This window comes from Micromonospora sp. CA-248260, from assembly GCF_050942205.1.
Lineage (GTDB): Bacteria > Actinomycetota > Actinomycetes > Mycobacteriales > Micromonosporaceae > Micromonospora > Micromonospora antibiotica.
The window spans coordinates 405,016-423,346 of record NZ_CP192021.1 but is presented as its reverse complement, the minus strand read 5'-3'; the positions used below and the strand labels follow the sequence as shown (position 1 = coordinate 423,346).

Below are 18,331 nucleotides of genomic sequence, written 5' to 3'. Positions count from 1 at the left end.
GCCCTCCGTTCACCACTGCGGGGCTGCGCTGCGCCGCGTTCACTTGGGACCAGCCTGGGTCTGGAGGTGGTTCTGGGCGTTCATCCAGTTCTCGATCCGCAACTGCTCCTCGCGCCCCTCGCGGACCGCCTTCGTCCACTCGGCACGGCGGGCCTTGTCGTTGCGGTACGACGACGGCATCGAGCCGTACGGCACCACGGGCACGTCGCCGCGCTCCAGGCGGGCCGCCTGCATCTTGCGGCCGTTCGGGCCGAGCGGCTCGTACATGATCTTCTCGCGGAGCTTGAGGATCGCGTCGATGAGCATCTCGGGGCGGGGCGGGCAGCCCGGCAGGTACATGTCGACCGGGACGACGTGGTCGACACCCTGCACGATCGCGTAGTTGTTGAACATGCCGCCGCTGCTGGCGCAGACGCCCATGGACAACACCCAGCGGGGCTCGGCCATCTGGTCGTAGATCTGGCGCAGGACCGGGGCCATCTTCTGGCTCACCCGGCCGGCCACGATCATCAGGTCGGCCTGGCGTGGCGAGGCCCGGAAGACCTCCATGCCCCAGCGGCCCATGTCGTAGTGCGGGCCGCCGGCCGCCATCATCTCGATGGCGCAGCAGGCCAGGCCGAAGGTGGCGCCCCAGACGGACGACTTCCGCGACCAGTTGACCAGCTTCTCCACGGAGGTGAGCAGGACGCCGGCGGGGAGTTTCTCCTCGATGCCCATCTGACGTTCCTCCCTCAGTCCCAGTCCAGGCCGCCGCGCCGCCACACATAGGCATACGCGACGAAGACCGCGACGATGAACAGGACCATCTCCACGAAGCCGAAGATCGGCAGGGCGTCGAAGGAGACCGCCCAGGGGTAGAGGAAGATGATCTCGATGTCGAAGACGATGAAGAGCATCGCCGTCAGGTAGAACTTGATCGGGAACCGGCCGCCGCCCACGGGCTGCGGGCTGGGCTCGATCCCACACTCGTACGCCTCGAGCTTGGCCTTGTTGTAGCGCCGGGGACCGGCGAAGCGGGCGGCGGCCACGGAGAACAGCGAGAACGCCGCGGCGAGGGCGAACAGCCCGATGATCGGTGCGTAAGGCGAGAGCGACATCTTTTCTCCTGCTCGTCCTTCCCCTGCCCCAGGTGCTTGACAAAATTCACACTATTCACGTCCACCGTGACGTCCGTCAGCGGGGGTCGATCTCTTGTCCCGCCCGGGACCGTCGTTGGCCTCGGGCGGGTCGGTCTAGACGGCCGGGGCCGCCTTCGTCATCGCGTTGATGACCCGGTCCATCGCGTCCCCGCCGCGCGGGTCGGTCAGGTTGGCCAGCAGTTTGAGGACGAAGCGCATCAGCATCGGGTGCGGCATGCCGTGTTTGGTCGCCATCCGCATCACCTCGGGCCGGCCGATCAGCTTGACGAAGATCCCGCCGAGCCGGTAGTAGCCGCCGAACCGGGCCTTCAGCTCCTGCGGGTACGCGGTCAACGCCCGCTCCCGCTCGGGGCCGGCCGGCCGGGCCAGCGCCTGCACGATGACTTCGGCGGCCAGCTCGCCGGACTCCATCGCGTACGCGATGCCCTCGCCGTTGAACGGGTTGACCATGCCGCCGGAGTCGCCGACCAGCAGGACCCCCCGGGTGTAGTGCGGCACCCGGTTGAAGCCCATCGGCAGCGCCGCGCCGAGGATCGGGCCGTCGGCGTTCGCCTCGTCGGTCATCCCCCAGTCCGCCGGGGTGTTGGCCAGCCAGTCGGTGAGCAGCCGCCGGTAGTTGGTCTTGCCGAACGCGGAGGAGGAGTTGAGCACGCCGAGGCCGACGTTGACCCGGCCGTCGCCGAGGCCGAAGATCCAGCCGTAGCCGGGCAGCAGCGCGTCGTTGTCCTTGCTGCGCAGCTCCAGCCAGGACTCCAGGTAGTCGTCGTCGTGCTTGGCCGGCGAGCGGTAGTAACGCCGCACGGCCACCCCGATCGGCCGGTCCTCCCGCTTGGCCAGGCCGAGGGCGAGCGGGAACCGGCCGGAGACGCCGTCGGCGGCGACCACCAGCGGGGCGTGGAAGGTGGCCGGCTCCCGGTCTGGGCCGACCTCGGCGGTCACCCCGACCACCCGGTCGTCGGCGTCGAGCACCGGGCCGATGACGTTGACGCCGGTGCGCAGCTCGGCACCGGCGGAGACCGCCCGCTGGGCGAGCAGGTCGTCGAAGTCCAGCCGGGTGCGGACCAGGCCGTAGTTGGGGAAGCTGGCCAGGTCGGGCCAGTCCAGTTCGAGGCGTACCCCGCCGCCGATCACCCGCAGGCCCTTGTTGTGCAGCCAGCCGGCCTCGGGCGAGGTGTCCACGCCCATCCGGATGAGCTGCCGGGTCGCCCGGGGGGTGAGCCCGTCCCCGCACACCTTCTCGCGGGGGAACTCGGTCTTCTCCAGCAGCAGCACGCGTACGCCGTGCCGCGCCAGGTGGTACGCCGTCGCCGATCCGCCGGGACCAGCGCCCACCACGATCACGTCGGCGTCGTTCTCCACCGAAGTCATCTGCGCCTCCTCCCGCACGCTCGTGAAATGCTTCACAAGCCCGATCGGGTTGGAGTCTATGACCGTGGTTACTCCGCTGCCGGGTGAGGGGTACCTAACTTCCTGGAAACATGCGGGTCGGGGTGGGTCCGCCCGTCAGTTCCGGACGCCGTCCAGGCCGGTTTCGGCCCTGATCGCCGCCGGAAGTTGGTCACGCAGCGCTCCGCCCGCCGCCCGGTCGAGCGCGCCGAGCACCTCGGCCACCACCTGGCGAACTTCGACGGGGTCCGCGCCGACCAGCTCCCTGAGCTGGGCGGCAAGCTCGGCGGCGGCGTCGTCGGTGGGGGCCGGTGGGCCGCCGGGTGCTACTCCCGTCATGCACGGGAGCATACGTCGCAAAGTGCACCAAAAGCGGATATCAGGGAAAGTCGCCGTTCACCCACGGTCACCCACGGACGGCCCGGTGCAGGGCCACCACCCCGCCGGTCAGGTTGCGCCACGCCACCCGGCCCCAACCGGCCGCGCCGATCCGCGCCGCCAACGCCGCCTGATCCGGCCAGGCCCGGATCGACTCCGCCAGGTAGACGTACGCGTCGGGGTTGCTGGACACCGTCCGGGCCACCACCGGCAACGACCGCATCAGATACGACAGATAGACGGTACGGAAGGCCGGCTGCACCGGAGTGCTGAACTCGCAGACCACCAGCCGCCCGCCCGGCCGGGTCACCCGGGCCAGTTCCCGCAGCACCGCATCGGTGTCGTTGACGTTGCGCAGGGCGAAGGAGATCGTCACCGCGTCGAAGGAGGCGTCGGCGAAGGGCAGCCGCAACGCGTCCCCGGCCAGCAGCGGCACCTCCGGCCGGACCCGCCGCCCGGCCTGCAACATCCCCTGCGACAGATCCGCACCCACCGCGTACGCCCCGGAGCGGGCCAGCTCCTGGGTCGACACCCCGGTGCCGGCGCCCACGTCCAGCACCCGCTCCCCGGGGAGCAGCCCGAGCGCCGCCCGGGTGGCCCGCCGCCACGACCGGTCCTGCCCGAAGGACAGCACCGTGTTCGTCAGGTCGTAACGGGCGGCCACCCCGTCGAACATCGCGGCGACCTCGTGCGGGGACTTGTCCAGGCCGGCGCGCTGGCCCTGCGGGGTACGACTCACCCCTCCACTCTGCCAGCCCCCGCCCACCCACCCGGCGCTGGGTCGCCACCCGCCCGGCCCGTCACCCCGGGCCGGGGCGACCAGGACGCAGGACGGGCGGGGTGGATGACCACCCCGCCCGCTCCACGTACCACCGCCCGGTGGCGCGACGACCCGCCGTCGCTCAGCTCCGCGGCTTCTCGTCGCCCGGGGTCACCAGCACGAGCCGACGCCGACGGGCGAGCATCAGCAGCACCCCGCCCGCGAGCAGCACGGCGGCACCGATCCCCCCGATCAGGGTGGCCTGTGCGCCGGTCACCGGCAGACCGCCGTCGCCGCCACCCGTGCCACCACCGGTGGTCGGGCTGGCGCTGGCGCTCGGACTCGGCTGACCGGTCGGGCTGGTGCTCGGGCTCGGGCTCGGCGACGGGCTCGGACCGGTGGTCAGGTCGACGAAGACGTCGAACAGCGAGGTGTTGTCACCGTCGTCGGTCTCGATGAAGATCTTCCGCTGCGCCTTGCTGGCGACCTGCGGCTCCTCCTCCGGCGTACCCTCGGCCTCGGTCAGCCCGGCGGCGAACAGCACGCCCGGGGTGAGCACCTTCTCGGTGACGCCCGCGCCGACCTTCACCCGTACGTCGGCGGTGTAGAACTCGCCCGGCCGCAGCACCGCGCCGGAGTCCTCGCAGTACGCCACCACGCCGCCCAGGTCCTGCATGACGCAGCTCTCCGGCAGGTCGACGAAGCTGGCGCCGTCGGGCAGCGCGATGCCGTAGAAGATGCCGGTGGCCCGGCGGCTGCCGCCGTTGTAGAGCGCCCAGTCCAGCGGAGCGGTGCCGCCGGGCTTGACGCCGGTCAGCCCGCTCTCGCCGGCCTCGTCGCCGTCGACCACCACGTCGGCATAGACGTCCTGCACCCAGGTGGTCAGGTCGTAGCCGGGCTTGACCACCATGATCTCGTGGTCGACCGAGTCCGAGGTGGTGTTGGACCCGCTCACGGTCACCTTCAGCACGCCCCCCTTGCCGCGCGTGTCGGTGCCGAACAGCGGGATGCCGAACTCCTCGGTGGTGCCGGCGGCGATGTCGTCGGTGGTGCCGCCCAGGTCGGACAGCGAGCAGGTGAAGGCGGTGCCGCTGGCGGCGCAGGCGTCCGGCTTGAGCACCCCGACCTTGTTCGCCTTCAGGCCCGCCGTCTCGACGGTGACCTTCACGTCCTTGGCGTCGACCGAACCCCGGAAGTTCTGGACGGAGAACTTGAACGGCTTGGCCTTGGCCTCCTTGACGCCCAGGGCCAGCTGGGAGCTGAGCGGAACGAGGTCGAGCTGCGCCTGGTCGGCGGCGGTGGCCGGGGCGGCGACGGTGGCCAGGCCACCCACGGCGAGCAGGGCCACGGCGCCGACACGGGCCAGGGCCGAGCGGTGGAACAGAGTCATCGATCCCCCGGGGGGCTAGGGACTGCTGGGAAAGGTGTGGCTGATGTGGCGAACCGAGCGGACGTTATCCGAGATCGACGCCGGTGCGCCAGCCGTGACGTGCGATTTTGTCCCAGACGGGGCCGAACGGAGGAGGAGCGGGGGCGGGACGGTCACCCGTCCCGCCCCCGTTTTATATGAACGGCCCTCCCGGGCCGATGGAGGACGTACGACGCTCGTACGGGCTTCCCGACGGGGAAACCAAGGTACGTCGGGCGCACGTTAGCGGGCGCTGTCGGGCCGCGCCAACCCCCGCGCCGGAGTGCCGCGTGGCAGGCATCCGCCCAACGCGCCGCGTCCTGCCGGAATTGCTGCGTCTTGTGGTGGCTGGTCCCCTGCCACCTCGCCCGAACGGCGACCACGAATATCCCCCGGGCCGACCACCCGAACCCGATCAGCCAGTCACCCGGAAAGCCCGATCAGGTGGCCCTGCGTGACGATCGGGGTCAGCGGGCCTCGACGAGCGGCAGGGAACGGCCGGCCCCGCCACCGGGCATGGCGATCGAGGAGAAGTGCGAGACCACCCGGTCGTCGGTCGGATCGTCGGCGGGGGTGTGGTGCACCGCCAGCCGCCGGTAGAGGGTGTCCCGCTGGGCCGGGATCCGGTCGGCCGAGCGGATCATGCCGATCAGCTCGTGCAGGTTGGACCGGTGCCGGGCGCCCGCCGAGGAGATGACGTTCTCCTCCAGCATGATCGAGCCGAGGTCGTCGACCCCCATGTGCAGGGCGAGCTGGCCGACGTCCTTGCCGGTGGTCAGCCAGGACGCCTGCAGGTGCGGCACGGTCTCGAAGAAGAGCCGGGCCACCGCCACCAGACGCAGGTATTCCAGGGTGGTGGCCTGGGTGCGGCCCTTGAGGTGGTTGTTCTCCGGCTGGTAGGTCCACGGGATGAACGCCCGGAACCCCCGGGTGCGGTCCTGCACGTCGCGGATCATCCGCAGGTGCTCGATCCGCTCGGCGTTGGTCTCGCCGGTGCCCATCATCATCGTCGCGGTGGACTCCAGGCCCTGCCGGTGGGCCAGCTCCATGACCTCCAGCCAGCGCGCGCCGGACTCCTTCAGCGGGGCGATCGCCTTGCGCGGCCGGTCCGGCAGCATCTCGGCACCGGCGCCGGCGATCGAGTCCAGCCCGGCGGCCTTGATCCGGGCGATGGCCTCGTCCAGGCTCACCTGGGAGACCTTGGCCATGTGCAGGATCTCGCTCGGCCCGATCGAGTGGATCGCGAGCTGCGGGTACGCCTTCTTGACCGAGGAGAACAGCTCCTCGTAGTACTCCACCCCGTAGTCCGGGTGGTGGCCGCCCTGGAGCATGACCTGGGTGGCGCCCAGCTCGACCGCCTCGCCGCAGCGACGCAGGATCTCCTCGGTCGGGTGGGTCCACCCCTCGGCGTGCTTGGGGGCCCGGTAGAAGGCGCAGAACTTGCACGCCGTCACGCAGACGTTGGTGTAGTTGATGTTGCGGTCGATCAGGTAGGTGACGACGTTGTCCGGGTAGCGCCGCCGGCGTACCGCGTCCGCCGCTTCGCCCAACGCGTGGAAGGGCGCCTCGGTGTAGAGCAGCAGCGCCTCCTCGGGCGTGATCCGCCCGCCGTCCGCGCCACGTTGCAGGATGTCGTCGATCTCCCGGTTCGCCGTCACATCCCGAGCGTACGCCGGGCAGCCCTCCGGTTCCGCACAGCACCGGCGACGGGTGACCAGCACCCCACCGGCACCCGGTACGCGCCGGGAGGCCCACCCACCTCGCCCGGCGCTGGCCGTCGGGCCCGTCCGGGTGACCCGCCCGTGGCTCCGCACGCCTTCAGGCGGCGAGATGACTTCTCAGCGCCATCAACCTGCCACGCATCTCCTCGGTGTCGAAGGTGCGCCGACCCACCCGCGCCGGCACTGTCTCGGTGGTGTCCACCAGGACCGACGACCAGTCACGCGACAGCCGTCCCTGGAGCATGAGGGTGACGGTGGTGGTCGACGCCGCCTCCACCCGGTGCAGCAGGTCGTACGGCATCGAGTAGGACGAGCCCGGTGTGAGTTGGACTGCCAGGGTCTCCCGTACGGACACCATGTCCACGAGGTCGAAACGCCAGGCGGACTCGCCATCCCGGCTCGACTCCCGGTAGCGGGTGAGGACCGCTCCGCTCCTGGCCGGGTGGTAGTAGCGGCAGTCGAGTCGACCGGCGACCACCACCGAGGAAAAGTCGAAGCGGTGATCGTGGACATGCTCGCGCATCCTGGGCCGCCCAGGCCACCAGACGTGCATGCGCAACTGGCCGAATTCACCGAAGGTAGCCAGAATGAACTTGTCGAAGCCGAGAGCATGCGGATGCGAACGAGCGGCCACCGCGTCCGCGCGGGAGTCGTCGTCCAGCAACTCGGTGAGCAGGGCACTCAACCGTTCCGGCCGGCCCAGCCCTCGCAGGATGCTGATGGCGGGCCCGGACGGCTGCCCCGCACTGCCGGCGAGTGCCGCCATGATCTGCCGCTCAACAGCCGACATCGAGTTTGTGTCCAGCACGAGCGACGACATGTCACCACCTCGACACGAGATCCACCACACATAGTTCGTGATCCGAGAAATTGCTCACCAGCTTTGGCTCGGCACCTCGCGACAGGTCGGCCGAGAAGAGAATGTCGTCGATCGCCATCCCGTTGTGCGTCGCCATCTCGCCGAACGCCCGCACCATCGGGCTCGCCATCGAGCCCAGCACCAGGTCGCGATCCTCCGTGTTGAAGTCACCACAGATGACGACCTGCCCGCTGACGGACCGGGGCAGGGCTGCCGACACCGACTTCCATATTCCGGAGAACGCCGGCTCGCGAGCGTCCCGACCGAACCGGTGGAAGGGGAATGAATGCAGCGAGGCGACGGTCACCTCGGTAAACCCGAAATCGAGCGTGCAGGACACCATTCCCTTGTCGTGCAGCGCCATGACGGTGCGGCCCCTGGTGGCGGAGAGCTGCGGGTTGGGCAGCACGACTCCACCGATCCGGCTGACCGGGTAGCGGCTGGCGATGGCGACACCCGCCCGCTTGCCCTGCTCGAACGACGACTCGGAGAGCGGCAGGGTGGCCGCATACTGCAACGCCGTTCTGGTGAGCAGCGCCGACAGGACCTCCGACTCGCCCTCGGTCGTGAAGTCCACCTCCTGCAGGGCAAGCACGTCGATGTCGAACTCGTCGACGAGATCGACCATCTCGGCCAGCGCCTCCGGCCGACGGGTCACGTCGTCACTGGCGGCGGGCAATCCCTCCCGGACGTTCCAGGTCGCGACCCGGATCCGATCGGTCAAGGTGGCCAGGGCAGATTCAGCATCGAGTAGTCCCGTACGACCAGCACCCCCTGATAGGTCATCCACGTGGGCTCCTTTCGCTCCTCTTTCCACTTCCACACCCCATTCTCTTGAAGGTCGAGCACTGCCCTGACCGCCTGCTGCAGGTGCGGCAGGCGCCGCTCATCGACCGCGCGACACATGAGCGCCCGCGCCACCCAGGCCGGCGTGAAGTGGCCGACGATGATGGTGTCCATCGCGTCGCCCGCACTGGTCAACCGCCGTAGCTGCTCGTCAGTGACGTCGTAGTGGGAGTTTCGGATCAGCCATTCGATGCCCGCGTCCACACACTCGTCGAGCTTCTCCCGTCGGTCACCGCGAACCGCCTGAGCCGCCTTGCGGAGAGCCACCACGGCTCTCGCGGTGTGCGGTACGGATGGCGCACTCCCGTGGTTCACCGTCATGCCCCAGGCCATGCAGGCCGGCTCCCCCTCCGCCTGCTGCCGGACGGCGCCCTCCACCAGGTGGGTCGTCAACTCATCGAGCTTGGCCGAGGCGGGCGCAACCTCGGCGAGCGCCGAGATCGCCGAGCTGAGAACCGTCACGCGCTGCCAGCCGACACCGTCGACCTCCGGCGTCATCATGCGTTCGAGTTGTCCCACCAACTCGGAGCGGATGGCGGGATCCAGGCCGGTTCGTACGAGTGCGGTGAGCACCCATGCCGTGACTTCCGGTCGGGCGACGTCCTGTTGGGAGCGGGCGACCCAACCCCCTGCCGGCCGTTGCAGCGCCACCACGTTGTCCACCAACCGCCGGCGGTCGAGCCGCGCCTCCCTGAGGTCCAGTGCGAGGGCGATACGAAGGCCGTACGACGTCCCGATGGCGCTCGGCGGGACCTGCTCCCCCATGAACTGCGACCACCCGAAGACCTCACCCCGGGTCCCGCTGGCGGTACGCAGATCGGCCATCAGCCGGCTCCGGGTGCCCTCCATGATCTGCCGTGCGGAGACGAACGACCTCGGCCGCGGTTCCCGGGCCCCGGGCAGCATCGTGCCGGCAGCCAACGAGGGGCCCACGAATCTCTGTAGCCCCGGTCGCTGGACGAGCCATTTGAGGGCGATCCCCATACAGAGGGCGGCCAGCACGGCAAAGGCATAACGCACCCAGTCCTGGCTGAACCACTGATTGGGCAGGTGATCGACCAGAAGGCTGTACGTCGCGAAGATGAGCGCGAAGGGACCCAGATCGGCTATCCGCCGTCCGAGGCTCCGGAGCCGGCCACGAGTCGGGCCTGCGGTCTCACGCTGAGGTTCAAGCGCCGACAACGGCTCGTTGCCACGGGCCGTCTTCTCACTCAGCGTCACGCGCTCTCCGATCACATCGCCCAGAGTGTGCGCCTTGGGACACAGCGTTTGATTGCCGGAAAACCCTAGCGAGACGCGTCAATGAAAAACATCGTGCGAGGGTACGGGGCAGGAATGACCGAACGGGCATGGTTCTTCACCACTGTTGACATGTGTACGCCGATCTGATTTTCGCCGCCGGAGACCGGACACGCCGGCTCTACCGTCCCGGCCCGTTACGCCGGCAGACCATTCTCGATCAGCGGCAATGGGCGTGACGGCCGTCTCTCAGTCGTACACCCCGGCTGCCACATCCATGGCCCGGCCGACCCACCAGACGCATGGGTTGTCTCCAAACCGACACCCGGGTGGCTCCGTCAATCCCAGGATCCGAGCCCGGTCACCACTGCGTTGGGCGGCGGGACAGACCGCCCACCGGGACCCGACACCGACCTGCCCACCGTCACCCGTCGTAGTCGACCGTCAGCGCCTCGGTCACCGGGCTGGCCTGGCAGGTCAGCGGTCGGCCGGCTTCGCCTCGGTCGCGTCGACCGGTGGCCGGCAGCTCCCACGATCAGTTCGACTGCCCGGAACGGCGCACCATCCACCCGACCTTCGTCCGCCGACACCGCCGCCCCGCCCCAGAAATCAAGATCCGATTGCGAAAGGGAGAAGACACGCCGACGAAGATGCGCGAAACAGCAATGTGATCACGCACCCCCACCCCTCAACCGCCCACAGCCGGCGTCAGAACCCAGAACGCACCGGCAGGCCGGCGACGAACGCGGCCCACGACCGGCGCTCGAAAACCAGCACCGGCCCCGCCGGATCCTTCGAATCGCGTATGCCCACCACCCGAGCCACCCCGGCCACCTCGACACAGTCGGCGTTGGAGCCGCTACGGGTCGACTTACGCCAGCTCACACCGGAAAAGTCGGGGATGATCATCCGAGGCTCACTCTCGCTCGTGCTCCGTTGCGTACCGCGCAACGAGTTCCACCGAATCGACGGGGCTCAGTGCCGCCTCCGCCAGCCTATCCACCTCCCGCCGGAAGTGCGCCACCTGCGCAGCCTCCTCCAGGAACAGCCCGGTCAGCTTGTGGTCGAGGAAGACCACCGACCGGTTGCGCGGAAAGTCGAAGAGCGCGAACGACCCGTCCAGGCCGGTGTGCCCGCCCACGGCCAGCGGTACCACCCGCAGGGTCAGGCCCGGCCGGTCGGCCGCCTCCGCCAGGTGCCGCAGTTGCCGGGCCATCACCCGAGGGCCGCCGAGTGCCCGGCGCAGCACCATCTCGTCGAGCAACACGTGCAGGGTCGGCGGGGCTGGCCGGGTCAGGACCGCCTGCCGGCCGAGCCGGGCGGCCACCCGCCCCTGCGCCTCGTCGGACGGCACCCCACAGCCGACCATCACCGCCTGGGCGTAGTCCGCGGTCTGCAACAGACCTGGCACCAGCATCGGTTGCCAGTTGACGATGGCGGTCGCCTCCGCCTCCAGCTGGATCAGGGTGCGCGACTCCTCGGAGAGCCCGCCGATCGCCTCCCACCAGCCGACCTCGGCCGACCGCTCGGCCATCCCGAGCAGCCGCTTGCGGGCCTCCCCGGTGACCCCGTAGATCACCAGCAGGGACGCGACGTCGGCGGCCGAGACGCCCTGGATGCCGTTCTCGATCCGGGACAGTTTGGACGGTTGCCAGCCGAGCCGGATGGCCACCCGCCGTTGCGCCAGGCGACGAGCGTCCCGCAGCTCACGCAGTTCTCCACCGAGCCCCCGGCCGACCACCGTGGGTTGACTCGCCTTGGCCATGCTGATCCTCCCGATCGCACCGTAACCCGCCCGAGCGACGATCTCGGCAGCAACGAGCGGCCGAGCCGCCACACCATCACCGTGGCGACATGGGCAGTGACGTTGAGTATTGACTCTCGCTCGATCTCGCGCAAGCATGAGCAGCAACGTTGCTATCGACCGTGCACAGCGTGGAGGCCGTCATGCAGATTCCCCAGCCCGCCTGGCTGCGGCCGTACGATCCGGACGACTCGCCCGGTCCGATCCCGTCGGTGGTCGAGCGGTTCCGGCGGCGCAGGCGGGACGAGCCGGAGCCGCCGAGCGAGGCCGAGCGGGAGGCCGCCCGCTACACGGTGGTGCTGGTGTCACCCGACGCGGCGCAGGCCCTCGGCGACGACCGGGGCGAGGTCGGGCTGCAACTGTTCCGCGACGAGGACTGGGACGGCAACCCGCCGCACCTGGACGAGGCGGTCAAGTTGATCGAGGAAGCCTGCGGCGAACGGGTCGCCCTCACCGAGCACCACTCCGACCTCACCTACTGGACCGCCCACCTCCGCACCGAATGACCGGTCGCCGCAAGGGCCAAACCGGCGCAAACCGGCTGATCCCGGGTGAGTCGCTAACGTCATCAGCTCGACAGGACCCGCACCAGACATCAGACCCGCCGGCCAGGGCGGGACATGCCGGACCTCGGCGCGCCGATCGCCAACCGCGAACCGAGATCGAGCCGGGCCGGGCCGGGCCGGGCCTCGGTCCACCGGCCCACAGCGCTATCCGTCGTAGTCGACAGTCAGCGCGTCGGTGGTCGGGGTGGACTGGCAGGTCAGCACGTACCCGGCGGCCACCTCGTCCGGCTCCAGCGCATAGTTGCGGGCCATCGTCACCGCACCGGACACCACCTTCGCCCGGCAGGTCGAACAGACCCCGCCCTTGCAGGCGTACGGCAGCTCGCCGCGTACCTTGAGCGCCGCGTCCAGCACCCGCTCGTCCGGGCCCATGGTGAACCGCGACGACCGGCCGTCCAGCACGATCGTCACCTCCGCGCCACCCGCCGACGGGTCGGCCCGGCGGACCGGCTCCGGTGGGGCGTCGACGTGGAACAGCTCGGTGTGCACCGTCGACTCCGGCCGGCCCGGACCGGTCAGCACCGCCTTCGCGTCCAGCACCAGCTGGTAGGGGCCACAGAGGAACCACTCGGAGATCACGTCGCCGGGCACGATGGTGTCCAGCAGCCGGCCCAGCCGGTCGGCGTCGATCCGGCCGGACAGCAGCGGCGACTCGCCCTGCTCCCGGGAGAGCACGTGCACCAGGTGCAGCCGGGTCGGGTAGCGGTCCTTCAGGTCGGCCAACTCCTCGGCGAACATCACCGTGTTGGCCGTGCGGTTGCCGTACACCAGGGTGAAGGTGCTGGCCGGCTCGACGGCCAGGGCGGTCGCGACCAGCGCGAGCACCGGGGTGATGCCGGAGCCGGCGACCACCGCGCCGTAGTGCCGCACCCGGTCCGGCGCGAACGCGGTGGTGAAGTGTCCCAGCGGGGGCAGCACGTCGACGGTGTCGCCGTGCCGCAGCGCGCCGCAGGCGTAGCTGGAGAACGCGCCGCCGGGGATCTCCCGCACCCCGATCCGCAACCGCCCGTGCCGGGCCAGGTCGTCGGGTGTGGAGCAGATCGAGTACGACCGCCGCACGTCCGCACCGGCGGGCAGGCGGACGGTCAGGTACTGGCCGGCGGCGAACGCGAACGTCGCCCGCAGCTCCTCGGGCACCGCGAAGGTGATCGCCACGGCGTCGTCGGTGAGCCGGTCGACGGCGCTGACCGCGAGCGGATGGAAAGCCGGCCGGCGACGGACCGGGCGGGTGATGGTGACAGTCACAGCGCCTTCAGGTGGTCGAAGGGTTCGGAGCAGGAACGGCAGCGCCAGAGCGCCTTGCACGCGGTGGAGCCGAACCGGCTGACCTGCTCCGTCTCCGGTGATCCGCAGCGCGGGCAGCGGACGGTCAGGGTCAGCGGCACCACCCCGGGCGGTCGGCCCGGGGCGGGCCTGCCGCCGACCGAGCCGACCGGGGCAGGGCCGCCGCCGACCGGGCCGACCATCGGAGGTGGGGCGATGCCGGCGGCGGCGAGCTTCGCCCGGCCCTTGGCGGAGATCCAGTCCGTGCTCCAGGCCGGGCTGAAGACCGTCCGGACCTCGGCGTCGGGATGCCCGGCGACCGCGAGGGCCCGCCGGATGTCGGCCCGGATCACGTCCATCGCCGGGCAGCCGGTGTAGGTGGGGGTGATCGTGACGAGCACCCGGCCGGTCGTCGGATCCTCGTCGACCGCCCGCAGGATGCCCAGCTCGTCGATGGTGATCACCCGGATCTCCGGGTCCACCACCGCCGCCACGGCCGCCCTGGGATCGGTCACCGCCGCCGCTCCGACCCGCTCACCACTGCGCCCCGGGGTGCGCGCGGTGCAGCACCTGCATCTCGGCCAACAGGAAGGACAGGTGCTCGGTGTGCACGCCGTCCCGCCCACCGCCCGGCGTCCAGCCGGTCGCCGGCCGGGTCAGGGTGGCCTCGGCCAGCACCGGGGAGACCACGGCGTCGAAGTCGGCCCGCAGGGTGGCCGGGTCGACCGGGGCCGCCGGGTCCGCCGTGAACAGCTCGTGGTGGTACGGCCAGAGCTGGTCCACCGCGGCCTGGGCGCGGCGGTGCGACTCGTCGGTGCCGTCGCCGAGCCGCTTCACCCACAACGCGGAGTGGTCCAGATGGTAGGCGGACTCCTTGCGGGCCTTGGCCCCGATCGCGGCGAGCCGCTCGTCGGCGCATCCGGCCAGCGCGGTGTAGAGCGGCAGCTGGTAGGCCGCGAGCAGCAGCAGCTTCACCATGGTCACCGCGAAGTCGCCGTTGGGCAGCTCGACCAGCAGGCAGTTGCGGAACTCCCGGTCGTCGCGCAGGAACGCCAACGCGTCCTCGTCCCGGCCGGCGCCCTCCAGCTCACCCGCGTACGACAGCAGGAGGCGGGCCGCGCCGAGCTGGTCGAGGGCGATGTTGGCCAGCGCGATGTCTTCCTCCATCTCGGGGGCGCGGGTGGCCCACTCGCCGAGCCGCTGGGCGGCCACCAGCGCGTCGTCGCCGAGGGCGAGGGCGAGGGTGAAGTCGAGAGGACCCTTCACAGGTGGTCCACCCCGTCCGGCACCTCGTAGAAGGTGGGGTGGCGGTAGACCTTGTCGGCGGCAGGGTCGAAGAAGGCGTCCTTCTCGTCGGGGCTGGACGCGGTGATCGCGCCGGCCGGCACCACCCAGATGGAGACGCCCTCCTGCCGGCGGGTGTAGAGGTCCCGGGCGTTGCGCAGGGCCAGCTCGGCGTCGGGGGCGTGCAGGCTGCCGACGTGGGTGTGCGACAACCCACGGCGGGCCCGGACGAAGACCTCCCACAGCGGCGAGGTCACCGGGGTCCGGGGCGGTTCACCGGGCGCGCTCACGCGGCCACCTTCTCCCGCTGCGACTCGGCCCGCTGCTTCGCCGCGTACGCCGTGGCCGCCTCACGGACCCACGCGCCGTCGGCGTGCGCGCGGCGGCGGTGTTCCATCCGCTGCCGGTTGCACGGGCCCTCCCCCTTGATCACCCGCATCAGCTCGTCGTAGTCCGGCTGGGTGAAGTCGTACGCCTGCCGCGTCTCGTTCCAACGCAGGTCGGGGTCGGGGATGGTGAGGCCGAGGATCTCCGCCTGCTGCACGCACATGTCGACGAAGCGTTGCCGCAGCTCGTCGTTGGAGAACCGCTTGATCTTCCAGGCCATGGACTGGGCGGAGTGGGTGGAGTCACCGTCCGGCGGGCCGAACATCGCCAGTGACGGATACCACCAGCGGTCGAGCGCGTCCTGCGCCATCGCCCGCTGTGCCGGGGTGCCGTGCGACAGGGTGTGCAGGATCTCGAAGCCCTGCCGCTGGTGGAAGGACTCCTCCTTGCAGACCCGGATCATCGCCCGCGCGTACGGCCCGTAGGAGCAGCGGCACAGCGGGACCTGGTTGACGATCGCCGCGCCGTCCACCAGCCAGCCGATCGCGCCCACGTCGGCCCAGGTGAGGGTGGGGTAGTTGAAGATCGAGCTGTACTTCTGCCGGCCGTCGAGCAGCAGCTCCACCAGCTCGTCCCGGCTGACGCCCAGGGTCTCGGCGGCGGCGTAGAGGTAGAGGCCGTGACCGGCCTCGTCCTGCACCTTGGCCAGCAGGATGGCCTTGCGTTTGAGGGAGGGGGCCCGGCTGATCCAGTTCCCCTCCGGCTGCATGCCGATGATCTCCGAGTGGGCGTGCTGGGCGATCTGCCGGACCAGGGTCCGACGGTAGGCGTCGGGCATCCAGTCACGCGGTTCGATCTTCTGGTCGGCGTCGATCACGTCGGCGAAGTACGCCGCCGGATCCTCGCCGGGCGCGGCGGCACCCTCCCGACTGCGGGCCGCCGCCTCACGCAGCGCCACCTCGGCGGCCTCGACCTGACCGAGCAGGCCACCGCCGGGCGCGTCCTCCTGCGGGACGAAGTCGTTGCCATACATTCGCCAAGTGTTACAGCTCGCCGCCCATGACACCAGAGGGTGTAACAGGATTTGAGTAAGCCCCTCCGTCACCAGGCGGATGCTCCCGGTCGACACCAGGGCACCCCTGTGACTATGAGTTAGGTCACTGATCAAAGATGAATGCCCCCAACTGCCGCATATCGTGCCTTTATCTCGACTTACCGGCAGTTTGCCGTGCGTCGGATTCTGGCGCGTCGGCTGTCCGGACGTAGACTTCCCCGGTCACCACCGATCGGCTGCCGACGATCGCCACCACGACATAGGCCACCGTCCCCCGGCCTGGCGATCGAGCCGACACCCTCGGAAACAGCCGGCCCCCCGGCCCTGACATCTGGAGTTCACCCAACTCATGCGATCTCGCGTGATCATGGTGCTCGCCGTCATGGCGGTGCTGCTCGGCGCCGGCCTACTGGTCCCGGCCGCCTACGCCGAACTCTCCGGCGACGACGTGGCAGGCGGCATCGGCGGCGGCGCGGCGGAGAAGGTGCCCGCCCCCGCGCCCACCCCGCCACCGGCCCTCACCCTCGCCGCCGGCCCGGTGGCGGTGGACTTCCAGGGGTCGTTCTTCAGCTGGGCCCTGATGGAGCGCGAGACCGACCAGATCTCCGGTTCCAAGAACATGACCTCGACCAGCTCCACCGAGTCGATGTTCAAGGTCTGGATCGTCTCCGACTACCTGCGCCAGCTCGACAAGCGGACGCCATCGGCGGCGATGAAGAAGAACGCCAGCCTGGCCATCCGGGACAGCAACGACGACGCGGCCAACCGGCTCTACGCGGCGGCCGGTGGGTCGTACCGGGCGCTGGGCAACGGCCAGCCCAGCCCGGTGCTCAAGCGGGCCATCAGCATCTGCGGCCTCACCGACACCAAGCGCGGCAACGTCCCCGGCTACGAGGGTTGGTGGAGTTTCACCCGGATGTCCCCCCGCGACGCCACCCGGCTCGGTGACTGCATCGCCGACGGCCGGGCCGCCGGACCCATCTGGACCAAGTGGGTGCTCAACGAGATGGCTCACGTCCAGGGCAGCGTCACCAAGCAGCAAGCCCGCTCCGGCGGTGGCCGGTGGGGCATCATCGACGGGCTGCCCGCCGCGATCAAGTCGCAGGGCCCGGTCGCCATGAAGAACGGCTGGACCGCCCTCAGCTACGACGCCAACTGGCACGTCAGCTGCCTCGCCGTCACCGACAAGTGGAGCCTCGCCGTGATGATGCGCTACTCGATCAAACAGCCGTTGAGTTACGGCGCGAAGGTGTGCGCCAGCGTCACCACCCAACTGGTCACCCCGCAGCCCGGTGCCGCACTCAAGGTGCCGCAGCCGGTCGGGAAGCTCTGATGGCGGGCAGCCGGCGGAGCAACCGCCGTGGTCGGCACGACAGCCAGCCGGTGAAGCTGATCGCTGTGGCCGCGATCCTGGTCGGCCTGGTGCTGGTCTCGCTGCGGCTGCTGCCCGGCTCGCCGCTGGAATCCACCGCCGCCTCGCACTGGGGTGACTCGTCCGCCGCACCGCGCTCCGACGGGGCAGCCGACCGGCACAACCGCCCCGAACTGCCCACCCCGGCACCGTCCTCGACCCGTTCGCTGACGCCGCTGCCCTTCGCCGACCGGGACCTCGACCTCAACCTCCGGGGCTGGTACGCCTGGAGCGTGCTGGACCGCCGCACCGGCAAGATCATCGGCTCGGACAACATGGGCGAGACCAGCACCACCGCCTCGCTGATCAAGTCGTGGATCGTCGCCGACTACCTACGTCGGGCCGCCGACGCCGGGCAGACCCCGAGCGACGCCAAGCTCGCCGACGCCACCCGGATCATCCGGGACAGCGACAACACCCGGGCCGAGCAGTTCTACAACGGTGTCGGCCGGTCGGCCTCGATCAAGCGGCTGATCTCGATCTGCAAGCTCACCGACAGCAGCGTGTCCGCCGACGGCGGCTGGAGCCGGACCAACCTCTCCCCCCGCGACACCGCCCGCCTCGGCAACTGCATCGCCGACGGCCGCGCCGCCGGCCCCACGTGGACCAAGTGGCTGCTCAACGAGATGAAGCTGGTCCGGGGCTCGGGCGACTTCGGCATCCGTAAGGCGTTCCCGGCGGCCGAGCAGAAGAAGATCGCCATCAAGAACGGCTGGATCGACCGGACCCGCGAGCAGGAGATGCACATCAACTGCCTGGCCATCGGCGACACCTGGACGATGGGCGTGATGGTCCGCTACCCGATCAACCTGGGCTACGAATACGGCATGAAGAACTGCCAGAAGATCACCGAGGCGCTGCTCCAACCCGCCACCTGACCGGGGGC

20 protein-coding genes are annotated in these 18,331 nt (G+C 70.3%); 3 read left to right on the top strand and 17 right to left on the bottom strand.

Annotated elements, in window-relative coordinates:
* Positions 1-39 precede the first annotated feature (39 nt).
* From ACQP2H_RS02065 to ACQP2H_RS02010, 12 genes are all read right to left on the bottom strand, one after another.
* Positions 40-717, bottom strand: a complete 678-nt coding sequence (locus tag ACQP2H_RS02065; protein WP_067300532.1) for a NuoB/complex I 20 kDa subunit family protein — start codon at positions 715-717, stop codon at positions 40-42.
* A gap of 14 nt (positions 718-731) precedes the next feature.
* Positions 732-1,097: an NADH-quinone oxidoreductase subunit A gene (locus ACQP2H_RS02060; RefSeq protein WP_067300536.1), complete on the bottom strand. Its 366-nt coding sequence runs from the start codon at positions 1,095-1,097 to the stop codon at positions 732-734.
* Positions 1,098-1,232: 135 nt separating this feature from the next.
* Positions 1,233-2,507 (bottom strand): geranylgeranyl reductase family protein, encoded by a 1,275-nt coding sequence (locus ACQP2H_RS02055; protein ID WP_208565512.1) that lies wholly within the window; start codon positions 2,505-2,507, stop codon positions 1,233-1,235.
* A 135-nt stretch (positions 2,508-2,642) separates the two neighbouring features.
* Positions 2,643-2,864 (bottom strand): hypothetical protein, encoded by a 222-nt coding sequence (locus ACQP2H_RS02050; protein ID WP_357532997.1) that lies wholly within the window; start codon positions 2,862-2,864, stop codon positions 2,643-2,645.
* Positions 2,865-2,931: 67 nt separating this feature from the next.
* Positions 2,932-3,579, bottom strand: a complete 648-nt coding sequence (locus ACQP2H_RS02045; RefSeq protein WP_433233417.1) for a demethylmenaquinone methyltransferase — start codon at positions 3,577-3,579, stop codon at positions 2,932-2,934.
* Positions 3,580-3,805: 226 nt separating this feature from the next.
* On the bottom strand, positions 3,806-5,053 hold the full coding sequence (locus tag ACQP2H_RS02040) for a cell wall anchor protein (protein ID WP_363818194.1): 1,248 nt from the start codon (positions 5,051-5,053) through the stop codon (positions 3,806-3,808).
* 485 nt (positions 5,054-5,538) lie between these two features.
* Positions 5,539-6,729, bottom strand: a complete 1,191-nt coding sequence (gene mqnC / locus ACQP2H_RS02035; RefSeq protein WP_433230710.1) for a cyclic dehypoxanthinyl futalosine synthase — start codon at positions 6,727-6,729, stop codon at positions 5,539-5,541.
* Between the two features lie 160 nt (positions 6,730-6,889).
* Positions 6,890-7,612, bottom strand: a complete 723-nt coding sequence (locus tag ACQP2H_RS02030; RefSeq protein ID WP_357532991.1) for a hypothetical protein — start codon at positions 7,610-7,612, stop codon at positions 6,890-6,892.
* A 1-nt stretch (position 7,613) separates the two neighbouring features.
* Entirely contained in the window at positions 7,614-8,375 is a 762-nt protein-coding gene (locus ACQP2H_RS02025) for an endonuclease/exonuclease/phosphatase family protein (protein ID WP_357021680.1), read from the bottom strand.
* A complete protein-coding gene (locus ACQP2H_RS02020; protein WP_219465858.1) occupies positions 8,372-9,718 on the bottom strand; it encodes a hypothetical protein in 1,347 nt (448 codons plus the stop codon). The genes ACQP2H_RS02025 and ACQP2H_RS02020 overlap by 4 nt, the downstream gene beginning before the upstream one ends.
* A gap of 726 nt (positions 9,719-10,444) precedes the next feature.
* Positions 10,445-10,645, bottom strand: coding sequence for a DUF397 domain-containing protein (locus ACQP2H_RS02015; RefSeq protein ID WP_433230706.1), 201 nt, complete (start codon positions 10,643-10,645; stop codon positions 10,445-10,447).
* A 7-nt stretch (positions 10,646-10,652) separates the two neighbouring features.
* A complete protein-coding gene (locus tag ACQP2H_RS02010) occupies positions 10,653-11,501 on the bottom strand; it encodes a helix-turn-helix domain-containing protein (protein WP_433230704.1) in 849 nt (282 codons plus the stop codon).
* Between the two features lie 182 nt (positions 11,502-11,683).
* Here ACQP2H_RS02010 and ACQP2H_RS02005 point away from each other — a divergent pair, with 182 nt between their 5' ends.
* Positions 11,684-12,046, top strand: a complete 363-nt coding sequence (locus ACQP2H_RS02005) for a hypothetical protein (protein WP_433230702.1) — start codon at positions 11,684-11,686, stop codon at positions 12,044-12,046.
* Positions 12,047-12,250: 204 nt separating this feature from the next.
* On the opposite strand, the gene paaE is transcribed toward ACQP2H_RS02005, so the two are convergent.
* From paaE to paaA, 5 genes are read right to left on the bottom strand one after another with little or no spacing between them, the layout of a single operon-like run.
* Positions 12,251-13,351, bottom strand: a complete 1,101-nt coding sequence (gene paaE / locus ACQP2H_RS02000) for a 1,2-phenylacetyl-CoA epoxidase subunit PaaE (RefSeq protein ID WP_433230699.1) — start codon at positions 13,349-13,351, stop codon at positions 12,251-12,253.
* A complete protein-coding gene (paaD, locus tag ACQP2H_RS01995) occupies positions 13,348-13,884 on the bottom strand; it encodes a 1,2-phenylacetyl-CoA epoxidase subunit PaaD (RefSeq protein ID WP_357532986.1) in 537 nt (178 codons plus the stop codon). Before paaD ends, paaE begins: the two co-directional genes overlap by 4 nt.
* 19 nt (positions 13,885-13,903) lie before the next feature.
* On the bottom strand, positions 13,904-14,635 hold the full coding sequence (paaC, locus tag ACQP2H_RS01990) for a 1,2-phenylacetyl-CoA epoxidase subunit PaaC (protein WP_433230696.1): 732 nt from the start codon (positions 14,633-14,635) through the stop codon (positions 13,904-13,906).
* Entirely contained in the window at positions 14,632-14,943 is a 312-nt protein-coding gene (gene paaB / locus ACQP2H_RS01985) for a 1,2-phenylacetyl-CoA epoxidase subunit PaaB (protein WP_219465848.1), read from the bottom strand. Before paaB ends, paaC begins: the two co-directional genes overlap by 4 nt.
* A complete protein-coding gene (paaA, locus tag ACQP2H_RS01980) occupies positions 14,940-16,013 on the bottom strand; it encodes a 1,2-phenylacetyl-CoA epoxidase subunit PaaA (RefSeq protein WP_219465842.1) in 1,074 nt (357 codons plus the stop codon). The genes paaB and paaA overlap by 4 nt, the downstream gene beginning before the upstream one ends.
* Positions 16,014-16,383: 370 nt before the next feature.
* On the opposite strand from paaA, the gene ACQP2H_RS01975 reads away from it, so the two are divergent.
* Both ACQP2H_RS01975 and ACQP2H_RS01970 read left to right on the top strand, forming a co-directional pair.
* On the top strand, positions 16,384-17,367 hold the full coding sequence (locus ACQP2H_RS01975; RefSeq protein WP_219465841.1) for a hypothetical protein: 984 nt from the start codon (positions 16,384-16,386) through the stop codon (positions 17,365-17,367).
* A complete protein-coding gene (locus ACQP2H_RS01970) occupies positions 17,367-18,323 on the top strand; it encodes a hypothetical protein (protein ID WP_357532981.1) in 957 nt (318 codons plus the stop codon). The genes ACQP2H_RS01975 and ACQP2H_RS01970 overlap by 1 nt, the downstream gene beginning before the upstream one ends.
* The last annotated feature ends 8 nt before the right edge of the window (positions 18,324-18,331 follow it).